The organism is Streptomyces sp. NPDC019443 (assembly GCF_044389785.1).
Lineage (GTDB): Bacteria > Actinomycetota > Actinomycetes > Streptomycetales > Streptomycetaceae > Streptomyces.
In genome coordinates this window covers 61,279-75,112 of the sequence record NZ_JBIRYJ010000024.1, presented here as the reverse complement: position 1 = coordinate 75,112, position 13,834 = coordinate 61,279, and the positions used below count along the sequence as shown (strand labels likewise).

The 13,834-nt window shown below is 64.7% G+C and carries 6 protein-coding genes; 5 read left to right on the top strand and 1 reads right to left on the bottom strand.

Annotated elements, in window-relative coordinates; translation table 11 throughout:
• The 5 genes from ACH492_RS37485 to ACH492_RS37465 all read left to right on the top strand — a co-directional run.
• Positions 1-9,084, top strand: a 9,084-nt coding sequence (locus ACH492_RS37485; protein ID WP_398993511.1) for a DNRLRE domain-containing protein, incomplete at its 5' end; no start/stop codon positions are given.
• Positions 9,085-9,427: 343 nt separating this feature from the next.
• Positions 9,428-10,063 carry a tetratricopeptide repeat protein gene (locus ACH492_RS37480; protein ID WP_398993509.1) on the top strand — a complete coding sequence of 212 codons (636 nt, stop codon included), beginning with the start codon at positions 9,428-9,430 and terminating at the stop codon, positions 10,061-10,063.
• A gap of 1,283 nt (positions 10,064-11,346) precedes the next feature.
• Entirely contained in the window at positions 11,347-11,562 is a 216-nt protein-coding gene (locus tag ACH492_RS37475; RefSeq protein ID WP_398993507.1) for a hypothetical protein, read from the top strand.
• A 281-nt stretch (positions 11,563-11,843) separates the two neighbouring features.
• Positions 11,844-12,275, top strand: coding sequence for a hypothetical protein (locus ACH492_RS37470; RefSeq protein ID WP_398993505.1), 432 nt, complete (start codon positions 11,844-11,846; stop codon positions 12,273-12,275).
• A gap of 477 nt (positions 12,276-12,752) precedes the next feature.
• A complete protein-coding gene (locus ACH492_RS37465) occupies positions 12,753-13,205 on the top strand; it encodes a hypothetical protein (protein ID WP_398993503.1) in 453 nt (150 codons plus the stop codon).
• Between the two features lie 126 nt (positions 13,206-13,331).
• On the opposite strand, the gene ACH492_RS37460 is transcribed toward ACH492_RS37465, so the two are convergent.
• Positions 13,332-13,754, bottom strand: coding sequence for a hypothetical protein (locus ACH492_RS37460; RefSeq protein WP_398993501.1), 423 nt, complete (start codon positions 13,752-13,754; stop codon positions 13,332-13,334).
• Positions 13,755-13,834: the final 80 nt, after the last annotated feature.

Genomic DNA, 13,834 nt, shown 5'->3' with positions numbered 1-13,834 from the left:
TATGCGGCCCCACCATCCACGCCCGAAAAGGACGACGAGAAAGGAATCGTCGACACCGTAAAGGGCTGGTTCTCGGACGACGAGGACGTAACGACGGCCAAGCCTCCGGTCGGCGGCAAGCTTGAGATAGCCAGCCGGGAGAAGCTGCCCAAGGGCAAGAAGCTCCCGCCGGCGAAGCGGGTCAGGGAGCTGACCGGGAAGCGGACGCCGCAGGCGCGATTCTGGCAGATGTCGGACGGACGGGTGGAGGCCGATCTGTCGGCCTCGCCCGTGTCCTACAAGTCCGGGAAGTCCTGGAAGCCGATCGACACCACGGTCACGGCGACGAAGGACAACGGCTTCGACTTCGCCAACACCACCAACACCGGCCGCAGCTGGTTCGGCTCGGACGCGAAGAAGCTGCTGCGTTTCGAGACCGAGGCCGGTCAGGCGGTCACCCTGGGCCTGGAAGGTGCGCCCAAGGGTGTCGAGCCGAGCGCCAAGGGCGACACGGTCACCTACAAGGGGCTGGCGTCCGGCGCCGATGTCTCGTACCAGGTGGGTGCGGGCCGGGTGAAGGAGAACATCACCCTGGCCGAACGTCCCGCCGGGCCAGTGAAGTTCGTCTTCACGCTGGATGCGGGTGCGCTTCAGCCGACCGAGCGCAAGGACGGCTCGATCGCTCTGTTCGGCGAGGACCCGGCCCATCCGGTGCTGGTGATTCCTCCGGCGTTCATGACCGACGCGAAGAAGGACAAGGCCTCTCCGTACGGCAAGGCCTTCAGTGCGAAGGTGTCCCAGAAGCTCGCCCGCGACGGCAAGCAGTGGCGGCTGACCGTCACCCCCGACGCCAAGTGGCTCGCGGCGCCGGAGCGGCAGTACCCGGTGGTGATCGACCCGACGATCACGATCGCGCCGTCGCCGACGGAGTCGCAGGACGTCATGGTCCGCTCGGACCAGCCGACGACCAACTTCAACAGCACCTGGGACATGTCGGCGGGCAAGACCAGCAGCACGGGTATCGCCCGTTCGCTGATCAAGTTCCCGCTGAACGAGATCCCGGCCGGATCGAAGATCGACACGGCGCAGCTGTCGCTGTACTACGACCAGGTCCACACCTCGGGTTCGACCAATGTGGACGTCGAGGTCCGCCGCGCCACGGGTACGTGGGACGAGGCCACGGCGACGTGGAACAACACCAGTGCGCTGGTGGGCGAGCAGTCCGCGACCACGGTCCTGATGGACGACGGTGACGCCGGGACTGCCGCGGTCGGTGAGTGGCCGCGCGTGAGCGGCACGGGCTACGCCGGCGACTACGCGTACAACAAGAACACCGCGACCGGCGAGTCGTACACCTGGCAGCCCCAGGTGCCCGAGGCGGCGGACTACCGCGTCGAGGTCCACACCCCCGTGCAGACGGACGGCGCAACGGCCGCCCCCTACACCGTGACCTCGGCCGATCCCACCGCGAACTTCACGGTGAACCAGGCGACGGGCACCACCGGCTGGCGGCAGCTCGGCACGAGTCAGATCGACTTCGCCAAGGGAAACACGGGCAAGATCGTCCTCGGTGACACCGGCGACTCGACCAAGCGGACGATCGCGGACGGGGTCCGGCTGGTCAACCCCGCCCAGATCCGCAAGGACATCGGCGAGTACAACGCGTGGCACAACTTCCGGGTCGGCGACACCGTCCAGAAGTGGGTCTCCGGCACCGCCGCCAACCACGGCTTCGTCATCAAGGCCGTCGACGAGTCCTCGACCGCCCCGCTCGGCGGCCCGCAGTACGAGGCCGGGGACTACGACTACGGCGGCGAGACCTCCACGATCCCCCGTCTGACGGTCACCTTCGGCAAGGTCGGCACCGACCTGAACTCGCCGACCGTCGTGCACGGCACCGGCCCCGAACTGTCCTGGGCCGCGTACAAGAACACCACCGGTGACACCGGCCTGGACATGGTCGAGTACCAGCTGCACCGCTCCACGCAGCAGGTGTTCACCCCGTCCGCCGCCACGCTGGTCGCGCCCGTGGCCAAGACCGTCACCCAGTACACCGACACGACCGCGGTACCGACGCCGGACTCCAGCTCCGCGGAGATCGGGAAGTCGTACTACTACCAGATCGCGGTCAAGACGGCGGACGGCCAGGTGCTCGGATCACCGACCCGCGTCGTCGGCATCCCCAAGGCCGGCCGCACCATGCGGCTCATCCAGGCCGGTGCCGGTGTCACCGACACCACCCTGTCCTCGCTCAAGCCGACCACCAACCTGAACACCATCGAGCAGGGCACGGTCGGCCAGGACTGGCTGAGCGTGGGCAACAACTCCGCCACCTACGGCAAGACCCGCTCGGTCATCAAGTGGCCCACCACCACCATCCCCACCACCGCGACGGTGCTGGAGAGCCGGGTCTTCCTGTGGTCCACGCTCACCGACCGCACCACGACCACCAAGGCCCAGTACAACCTCCACGGTCTGACCAGGGACTTCACCGAGACCCAGGCCACCTGGAACAACGCGAACTCCACCACCGCGTGGACCGCACCCGGCGGTGACCACTCCGCGGTCGTCTCCGACTACGTGCCGGCCTTCAACACCGACCTGGGCCGCCACTGGTGGGACGCGACCAGCCTCACGCAGGGCTGGGTCAAGACCCCCACCAGCAACAAGGGCACCCTGATCAAGCTGAAGGACGAGACGACGGCCGGACCCCAGGAACGCTCCCTGTTCCTGTCCGCCGCCGCGCCGGACCCGCAGCTGCGCCCCCTGCTGCGCGTGATCTACGTGGACGCCACCACGGAGGACACGTACTACGCGCCGACCACCCCGGCCCGGATGACGCCGAACTCGCAGTACACGGTCGAGTTCACCGTCACCAACACGACCGCGACCGCGTGGGCGGCGGGTGAGCGGCAGCTGTCGTACACCTGGAAGCTCCCCGACGGCACGGACGTCACCAACGGCGGCAACCAGCTCTCGACGGCGATCCCGGCGCTGCTGCCGGGCAAGTCCGCGACCATCCAGGCGCAGGTCAAGACCCCCATCAACTCCGATGAGGGCAACAAGCGCCTGGACTACGTGCTCGGCTGGGACGTCAAGAAGGTCGCCGACGGGACCTGGCTGTCCGCCGGGACCGGCGCCATCCCGCCGCTGAAGCAGAACGTCACGGTCGAGGACCCCACGTCCAACACGCTGGGTCTGGAGAAGTTCTACGACTACGCGGGCAAGAACACCGGCGCCGGCTCGACGGTCATGAACAATCTGGCGTCCGGCAACAGCGTCTGGTCGTACAACGCCATCAACAACCCGGGCCGCGGAGTCAACACCTTCGCCCGTGTCGCGTACAACTCGCTGGACACCTCGGACACGGTCCTCGGCCACGGCTGGTCGGCGCAGATCTCCGGACCGACGCGCCTGGGCGCGCCGCTGGAGTTCCACCCCAAGCCGAACCCGACGGAGATCCGTCTGCCGGACGGTGACGGCACCACGCACGTCTTCCGCTGGGACGCCACGAACAGCGTGTGGAAGGCACCGGCCGGTGTCCACTACAAGCTGACGATGAAGGCCGGCCTGGACTGCAAGCCGACCAAGGACCCGGTCCCGGACGCCTGGACGCTCACGCGCCCGGACGGCACACGGTTCCTGTTCGGCTGCGACGGCTACATGACGTCCGCCGTCGACAACGACGGCAACACGCAGACGTACACGTACGAGGAGCGCAAGTCCAACAACAAGCCGACCAAGTTCCTCAAGTACATCACCGACCCGGTCGGCCGTCAGTCGCTCACGATCGACTACTACGGCAAGGGTGACGCCACCTACGAGTACATCAACGACTCGGGCGCCAAGGTCTCCGGCACCAGCCTGACCAACTCCAAGATCTACGACCACGTGAAGTCCATGACGGACATCTCGGGCCGCAAGATCACCTTCTACTACACCGACAAGGGCCTGCTCGGGCAGATCGGGGACGGCGAGACGTCCTCCCAGCCCAAGGTGTTCAAGTTCACCTACGACGCCACGCAGGGGAACAAGAACGTCAAGCTGGTCAAGGCCACCGACCCGCGCGGCAACAACACGCAGTTCGCGTACTACGCCCCGCAGGTCGGCGACGACCCGAAGTACCACTGGTGGACCAAGACGATCACCGACCGTCTGGCCTTCACCACCGGCTTCGCGTACAAGGCGAACACGGCGAACACCAACTTCACCGACACCAAGGTGACGGATGCCGAGAGCCGCGCCACGGACCATGTGACGGACGACTTCTTCCGTCCGGTCCAGATCACCGACGCCAAGTCCCAGACCACCAAGATGTCCTGGGACGCGGACAACAACGTCACCTACATGGAGGCGGCGAACGGGGCCAAGGCCGCGTCCTGCTACGACTCCAAGACCGGCTACCCGCTGCGCCAGTGGGACCCGGAGACCACCAAGTCGTGGTCGTCGTTCAACCCGACCGACTACTGCGACCCGGCCAAGTACCCGGCCGGCGCGACCAAGTTCGAGTACCAGACCCGCCTCGACGGCTACTCCGCCGACCTGTGGCGGAAGACCAGCCCGATGGGCAACGTCTGGGAGTTCGGATACGACTCGTTCGGTAACCAGACCTCGGTCACGGACCCGGAGGGTGTCGCCTCGGCGACGGCGGGCGACTACCAGTCGACCACCACGTACGACGCCTACGGCCAGCCGCTGACGGACACCGACGCCAACGGCCACGCCACCACCTACGCGGACTATGGCCCGCACGGGTACCCGGCGACGATCAAGGACGCGCTGAACAACCCCACGACCTTCGTCTACGACGACCGCGGCAACACCAAGGAGGTCGTCAACGCCAAGGGCGCCAAGGTCACTCAGAACTACGACTACTTCGGCCGTCCGCTGGAGCAGAAGCAGCCCAAGGACCAGGCCGCCGGTGTCTACATCACCACGCCGGCTCCGGTCTACGACGCCAACAACAACACGCTGAAGGCGTTCGGGCCGAACGGCGCCGAGACCTCCTCGGTGTACGACGCGGCGGACCAGGTCACCGACTCCCTCGCCCCGAAGGACGAGGCGACCGACCCCGAGCGGCGCACGACCACCACGTACGACAAGGTCGGCAACGTCAAGACCGTCACCGAGCCGAAGGGCAACCTGACGCCGACGGTCGGCGACTACACGACCACGTACACCTTGGACGAGATCTACCGTCCCGTCTCGGTGGTCAACGCCAGGGGCGACAAGGTTTCCAGCACCTACGACAGCGTCGGCAACCTGATCACGGTCGTCGACCCCAAGAAGAACGCCACCCCCGACTCGTCCGACTTCACCTCGAAGTACGACTACGACCTGAACAACCGGGTCGTGAAGACGACGGACGCGGCAGGCAAGTTCACAGAAGTCCACTACGACCTCGACAGCCGCACCGACAAGGCGACGGACGCCGAGGGCAACACCTCCGAGACGAGCTTCGACCGACGTGGCCTGACCAAGGAGGTCAAGGTCCCGTACTCGAAGGACGGCTCGGGCGTCATCACGTACCGGACGACCAGGTTCGAGTACGACGAGGTCGGCAACAAGACCAAGACGATCAGCCCGCGCGGTGTCGAGACGACCTCGGATGCCACGGACTTCACCTCGGAGACCGTGTATGACGAGCTGAACCGGGTCAAGGAGACGCTGTCTCCGTTCAAGCAGGGCGACGCCAACTACGGCAGCCCGGACCGGACGCACTACTTCTACGACTCGGTCGGCCAGCTGTCCAAGGTCTCCGCGCCGCCGTCGCAGGGCCAGACGGTCCGTAACGACACCGACTACGAGTACTACGACAACGGCTGGACCAAGTCGGCCAAGGACGCCTTCGACATCACCACGGCGTACGACTACAACACGCTGGGTCAGCAGACCAAAAACACGCTGACCTCGGCCGGTGGCTCGTCGCAGCGGACGATGACGTGGGACTTCTACCCGTCCGGCAACCAGAAGGCCCGCTCCGACGACGGTGTTCCGGTCGGCAAGCAGGTCGTGGTCGTCGACTCGACGGACATCCACAACACGGCCACGCAGGGCAACTGGGACGCTTCCCAGGCGCTCGGCCAGTGGGGCTACGACGTCCGCACGAACGCCAAGGGCACCGGCACGGAGTCCTTCACCTGGCAGCTGAACATCCCGCAGGACGGTACGTACGAGGTCTTCGCCCGGCACGGTGACGTGACCGGCGCGGCCACGGACGCCCCGTTCAAGGTCACCCACTCGACCGGGGAGACCACCCGGACCGTCAACCAGTCGACGGGCTCGGGCACGTGGGTCTCGCTGGGCTCCTACTCCTTCACCGAGTCGGGCAGCCAGAAGGTCACCCTGACCGACGCCGCCAACGGCACGGTTGTCGCCGACGGCATCAAGCTGGTGCGCGCCAACACGGGCGAGACCGACAACGAGAAGAAGGACCTCACCTACAAGTACGACGCCAACGGGCTGCTGTCGGAGGTCAAGGACCTCTCGCCGGGCGCGAAGGCGGACTCGTACGCGATGGCCTACGACGAGCTGAACCAGCTGTCGAAGGTCGAGGAGAAGCTGGGCAGCACGGTCAAGAACACGACCTCGCTGACCTATGACGTCAACGGCAACCCGCTCGAGACCACGCACGACGTGACGTGGTCGAAGGCGGAGTACGACGTCCGCGACATGATCAACAAGATCACGAACGCGGACACGCCGACGGCGGGCAACCAGCAGATCTCCACCCTCACCTACACCGACCGCGGCCAGCCGCTGAAGCAGACGAAGCCGAACGGGAACACCGTCGACTACGCGTACTGGCTCAACGGTGCGGTCAAGTCGCAGGTGGAGAAGAAGAGCGGCGGCGCTGTCGTCGCCTCGCACGACCTGGAATACGACCCGAACGGGAACCGCTCCAAGGACACGGCGAAGCTGATGAACGCCGACAACACGGCGGCGTATCTGGACACCGTCTCGACGTTCGACTACGACCCGCAGGACCGCATCTCCAAGGTCACCAAGACCGGTCATGGTGCGGCCACGGAGGAGTACGTCTACGACGGCAACTCCAACATCGTCGAGCAGAAGTCGGGCGGGGTCACGTCGACTTCGACGTACGACCGCAACCGTCTGCTGAAGACGTCCGCGGGCGGTGTCGCCTCCACGTACAACTACGACCCGCTGGGTCGTCTGGACACGGTCTCGTCGAACGGGTCGGTGCAGGAGAAGTACTCGTACGACGGTTTCGACCGGATCGCCAAGCACACGGCGGGTACGGGTGCGTCGGCCAAGACGACGTCGTACGTGTACGACGCCTTCGACCGCACGGCGTCGGAGACCACGTCCGGGACGAGTGGGAAGACCACGCTCTTCACCTACCTGGGCATGGAGTCCAAGGTGCTGCGGGAGGAGGTCGCCGGCAAGGCGACCAAGTCCTACCAGTACTCGCCCTGGGGTCAGAAGCTGACCCAGATCAAGCACAAGGACACCGGTCCGCACGAGTACTCGCAGTTCCTCTACCACCCCAAGGGTGATGTCGAGGCGATCACGAAGGAGGACGGCAACACCCGGGCCACCTACGGCTACACGGCCTACGGCTCGGACGACGACGCGCAGTTCACCGGTGCGGACAAGCCCGATGCGGCGAACCCGGACAAGGAGCAGTACAACGACTACCGGTACAACGCGCACCGGTACGACGACGGCTCCGGTACGTACGACATGGGCTTCCGTAACTACAGCCCGGGTCTGAACCGGTTCCTGACGCGCGACATGTACGGCGGCGCTCTGGACGACATGTCCCTGGCGACCGACCCGTACACCGGCAACCGCTACGCCTTCGCCGGCGGCAACCCCATCTCCTTCGTGGAGCTGGACGGCCACCTCTTCGGCATCGACATCTCGCTCTCGGACGTCGGCCATGCCGCGCTCGATGTGGCGGGCATGGTGCCGGTCATCGGCGAGGCGGCGGATGTCGCGAACGGCATCTGGTACGCGGCCGAGGGCAACTACACGGACGCGGCACTGTCGATGGCGGCGGCGATTCCGGGTGCGGGAGCCGCGGTCACTGCGGCCAAGTGGGCGAAGAAGGGCGCCAAGGCCGCGGACGCAGTCAAGAGCGGCAAGGCTGCGTCGAAGGCCCCTGCGCCCAAGCCCAAGTCGAAGCCCGGGGCGAAGAAGGCCGAGAGCAAGGCTCCTGAGAAGCAGGGAGGCAGCTGCAAGGTCCCGCCGAAGAAGAACAGCTTCGTGCCGGGCACCAAGGTGGTGATGGCCGACGGGTCCACGAAGAACATCGAGGACCTGAAGGAGGGCGAGTACGTCCTGGCCTCCGACCCGGAGACCGGCGACTTGCAGGCCCGCGAGGTCACCGACACCCGTAACCACAGCGGTGTGAAGCACCTGATCACCCTCACCGTCGACCCCGACGGCAAGGATGGCGACGCGAAGCCCGAGACCATCACAGCCACGGACGAGCACCCGTTCTGGCTGCCGGACTTCGGCAAGTGGGTCGAAGCGGAGGACCTCGAGCCCGGCATGTGGCTCCAGACCTCCGCCGGCACCTGGACCCAGATCACCGCGGTGGACGATGCGCACCGCACTCAGCGCGTCTACAACTTCACCGTCGACGGCGTACACACGTACTACGTCGCTCTGGGCACGTTCGGGATTCTGACCCACAACGAAGGAATCGAGGCCTGCAAGACGAGGGTTGGTCACCCTTCCAAGGCGAACATTCCCAGTAAGTCGAAGAAGAAGACGACCGGCGTCTCCAATGGCAAGGCATACCGATCCGGGTGGTCGGCGAAGAAGCCCAAGTCAATGGAGAAGGTAGACATCGCCCAGGTTTCCGCCGGGCGAGCGAACATGGGAATGCCGCCGACTCCGCACTTCCGGGACAACGGCATTGTCGGCAAGTACCAGGACTCCCACGTCGAGGTCCAGGCTATCTCCGACAACATGGGCAAGAGCGATGTGTTGGTGGACCGTGAAATGTGCGGCCCCTGCCAGGAATTCGCAAGCTGGTTTGCCTATTCCCACAATGTGGACATAGCGGTGTCCGATCCGATTGGAATGCGCATATTCCGGCGGACCGGAGACCAGGAATTCTCCCCTTGGTAGTAGTTTCGTAGGGGTGAAATGAGTTGGGGCCTCTCCGGCAACATGCCGGGGAGGCCCCGCGTGTTATTTTGATGCTCAGTCGATGTAGGAGGGCTACGTGCCTAGTGGTGGAAACCGCCGTGAAGAACTCCTTGCGCGCGCAGAGGCGGGCGATGCCGATTCGATGTTGGCGCTTGCCGAAGCCTCGGAAACCGCTGATCGGGGAAGGTGGTTGCTGCGAGCGGATCAGGCCGGGAGCGAGGAGGGGCGACGAAGGCTCGCGCAATTCCGCCCCGTTCTGGAGCAAGCGGCGCGAATGGGTGAGTCCGGCAGTCAAAGTGTATTTGGTGGGATTCTGCTCGCTTTGGACGAGGATCCATCGGAAGCCGCCGTATGGTTCGGGAGGGCGGCAGAGTCCGGAAACAACGAGGCCCGTCGGTCCCTGGGCTACCTGTACGTAGAAGGCGTCGGTGTCGACCAGGACTTGGCGAAGGCCGAGGGGCTCTTTCTTCTCGCCGCGCGCGAGGGGGACGTGATTGCCGCGCACAATCTCGGCGTCTTCTACCTCGAAGAGAGCGATGGTTCCCACGACCTGTCCGAGGCGATCCGCTGGCTCCGCACAGCGGCGGACGCCGGCGTTGACGAGGCGGCGGCCAAGCTTGGCGATGTTTTCTCAGACATGGACCGGGATGAGGAAGCGCTCCACTGGTACGAGAGGGCAGGCGACCTGGGCCATACCGGGGCCATGATGGCTGCGGGCTGCTGGCACCGGGACGGGGTTGGGACGGAGGGGAACCGGGCTGTCGCCGTCAAGTGGTTCCTGAGGATGCTTGAGTTCCACAACTTCGAAGGGGTGCACGAGATCTTCCAGCTCGCCCCACGGATGACCGATTCGGAGATCAGGGAGGGCGGCCGACTGGCCGGGAGGGAGGCGGAAGCCGAAAAGATCATCCAGATGTGCAACTCTGGTGCCGGCCATGGCTCTACGGCTGGCCCGTGAAGGCTGCGCGTTACCGCTTCGTCGGCAGTAGCGGGAGTTCTTCGGTCATCCGGTGGGCATTCGCACGCCCGACGATCGGGCATGGAATCCACTGGCAAGGCGGTTCGTCTGTTCGAGGCGGGCGCGGATGATCCGTTCAGCGGCTGGAGTCACCACGGCACGGCCGTGGCGGCCGAGGTGGCGTGCTGAGTGTTTCAGTAACGCTTTTGGGGGTGCCGCGGAAGAATCCCGTCTGGCCTGCACTCGACATCGCCTACGAGGGCGTCAGCGAGCGGTGAAGGCAGGCGCACCGTGTCCCGCCCTCGTGCAAGCCCGGGACTTGGCGTGTCTGCGCGAGCAGCGGACGCCCACCGAGTAAGTGGTGCCCGAGTTCCCGAAGGCACGAAGGCATCCGCCCGTAGTAGAGGAGCAAGTCACGCCTGTGCGGGCGGCGTCGTATCAATGCATCGGCACTATGGCGCAGTGCGGATGTTCAACGAGCGGAACATGCCGTCGGCGGGGGTCCCGTTGGGAGAACGTCATGGAAGGCGATGGACAACGTAATTCGATTGTCGCGGAATGCAGTGGATCGGGTGGCGATCGTGGAAATTGTTCCTTGGGTGGGTTTGGAAGGCGTAACTCTCGGCGCGACCAGGGCTGCGCTGAGAGAGCTCCTCGGTGAGCATCAGTCATTTCGGCGATCCCCTGCTCTGCCCTTGATTGATCACTACCAGGTGATGCCGAGGCGATTCTGCACGTGGTGGGGAGTGCCTAGCCGGCCGTATTCTTGACGGGTCCGTCGTACATCTATGGACGCCTCCCAGAAGTCACCCAAGAAAATCAATACTTCGCCAGAAACCGGTATCCCGGCAGCGAGGCCTCCACAACGCCCTCCATGGGGAATTCAAGAGGCGACAGGCACACCAGGAGGCGCTGCCTTGGTTCTCATGCCGGAAAGCAGTCGGTGGGGTAGGGAACCGGGTGGCAACTCGGACAAGACGCTTTTCACTCTGTTCTGGAACGAAGGGCTCCAGTGAATGAAGTACATTCGTCACAAGAGTGCGCGTGGGTTCACTGTCGGTGATCGCCTCAGGATTCGGTGCGCTCCCGTCGACGTCACGGTTTCGTCATGCACGACAGATCGGGTTTTCATTGACTGGCCCTGGCGTGAAATTGACGAGGCGTCAAGTACGTCGTGGGATGGCACAGTCGGATTCAGCAGGCGCGCGGACGACGGTGAGTGGAGTAGCACTCCTTGGCGACTGGAGCCAAATACTTCTGAACTCCGTGCTGATGGGGCCGCCATGATGGGGATCCCGGAGACCGAGGTTCAGGTGACAGCGATTGAGGAGTATGACCCGCCCGCCGATTTCGGCTGGCTCCCCCGGCCGACGTGGGCCCTCGGGGTTTGCGCAGTCGCGGACCTCGGTGACGAGGAGGCGGGATACGTTCTCTATCTCAACGCAGGTGAACCAATTGAGGTGGAGAAGATTGACCCGGGCAAGAAAGAAAGTGAGTGACGCGTAGCTGAAGGAGTCGGCTGCCGCTTATTGCGGCAGTCGGCCTCTTTGCTTGTACGGGCAACTGGCCATCTATCCGCAAACGACTGTACCGGCCCTGGCGCAACGCAGCGTGCGGAGGACCGCGGTTCCGTGGCGGTCCACAAGCCTCGCCATTCCGGATGTTCTGGCGGCAATAGTGACAAGGCCATTGCTCTTCAAGGCAGGTAGTATTCGCTGGTGCGCGCGGAGATCCGCGCGCACCAGCTCCCGTTCACGGCCAGAACAGATGGTGACGAGATATGGTTCCTCAGATCGGCGACGAAGTCGTAGTCTCCTGTGAGCCGGCCAGCGCTCGGGTGGCCGCACTGGATTCGCGCCACATCACACTCGAATGGCCATGGGGAGTGATCGACAACTCCTCGAATTTCCGGTGGGACGGGGGATTCTCCATCCCGTGCGATGATTCCGACCTGGAATGGGTCCCATATCACATCGAACCGGTAGTTTCCGAGCTCCGCGCAGGAGACGTTTGTATGGTGTCCATTCCGCCGACGCGGCTCTACGTGGGGCATTACGAAGAGTATGACCCTCCGCGCAACCTCGGCTGGGTTCCCGCGCCCACCGCAGGAATCTATGTGATCCCACCGGAGAACATGGACGAGGAGGATGCTGGGTGCATGCTTTATATGGGTGGTGCTGAACCCATTCGTGTGGAGCTAGTCGATGACTAAGATCGCCTCTGCAAGGCGGCGGTCCAGCGGTGGTGTGAGTCACCGTAAATTGAGTCGACATGGAGACGGCTTTGGACGCCGCAATCTTGTGGCGCTCTGTAAAGAATTCTGTGGCTCCGCCAGATTACTTCCGGTGGGGCCACGGGGATTTCTGCCGAGTTCGGAATTGATCTGCGGGAGTTGGCTGGCCCGCGGGACGTTCCGGCTGACATGGCGCTTCGCGCACTTTGTTACGACGCCAGCCTGCTGGTCGAGCCGGAGGTCGCGAACGAGTACTACTTCAGGGACTTCCCATTGTGCGGGGCCGCATTGGATGGCGACGCCGTGGCGAAGGCTGTCTATTCCCGATGGCGAAAGCGTGGTTGGTTGGTGCGTCGCGCGGAGGGGTGCACATGGAGTGGGTTGATCGGCTGGTGATGGTGACTGGTTGGAGCGCCGAACCCGGCGAATTTCGACTGGTCCGACACCGAAAGGGCCTTGAACACCCCTCTGCCGGCTGATTTCAGGGAGCTGCACCGGCGCTTCCCGGGGTGGGGCGCCTTCAGCGACCATGTTCTGGTGTTGGAGGCGGAAGGGGGCGCGGAGTCGGTGCTCGCCAACTACGAGTCCTTGCTCAGGTCCGTGCGGGGGAATCCCGACAATCGACGGATTTACGAACCCTTTGGGATCCTGGGAGCGAATGACGAGAGCAAGGGCACGGGCCTTGTGCAGTGGGGTTACTCCTTCATCGAGGAGGAGTACTACTGGCTGGTTGACGCCTCGCAGGATCCGTCGACGTGGCCCGTGGTGGCGAGAGTGGATCCGCTGGAGCCTTTCCAGCGTTTCGACCTGACCGCCTCGCAGTTTCTCTACCGTGTACTCACGGAAGCTGAGTTCTCCCCGTTCAGTGTCGCGGCGACGATCGAGACACCCTATTACCGGACCTTCTGAGCCGATGGGCATCGACCGAACCGGGACTCCGGCAGCGACGGCCCGCCAGGTCCAACTTTGCGGGCTGCCGGCGTGCGAACTCTCGACCAGGTGGGGTGGAGGTCGAGGCTGACTATCCGGTAGCGACTAGTCCGCGGTGACGCCCCAGTAGCCCATCTCCGACGGCCGACCGTCACGGTAGAGCACCGTGCAGTTCCCGCAGGCGCGTCCGGGGTAGGACTGCCGCTCGGTTTCCAGGGCGTCGATCCACTCGGCGTAGGTGGGACGGCCGTTGGGAGCCCAGGCCCGCACCTCACCGACGGTCAACGGCCGCATGAAGGGGCCCCACTCGGTATACGTGGAGTCGACTGTGTGGACGAGGTCCAGCACCGTGCCAGTGCCGCCGGTGAGGATGTACTCCTTCCACGCCGAGTCCTGCCACAACTCGTCTATGGTCCGGCCTTCGAAACCGTGGTTGTCCTTCGCCAGCTCCTGCTCCTGGGCCTGCCGGAATGCCGCCGCCAGATCATGCTGATACGGGCCCGTCTGCCACCACGCGTCGCCGCCCACGTTTGTTGCCTTCCCCTCTGAAACGTTCGTTCAGTGGCGCAGCGTAGAGGATGGCACCGACAGCAGGCCCATGCTCGGCA

Bases quoted from the DNA above. Each gene is read 5' to 3' on its own strand.
- ACH492_RS37470 (WP_398993505.1), top strand. From the start codon at position 11,844: ATGGTTCCTCAGATCGGCGACGAAGTCGTAGTCTCCTGTGAGCCGGCC.
- ACH492_RS37475 (WP_398993507.1), top strand. From the start codon at position 11,347: ATGATGGGGATCCCGGAGACCGAGGTTCAGGTGACAGCGATTGAGGAG.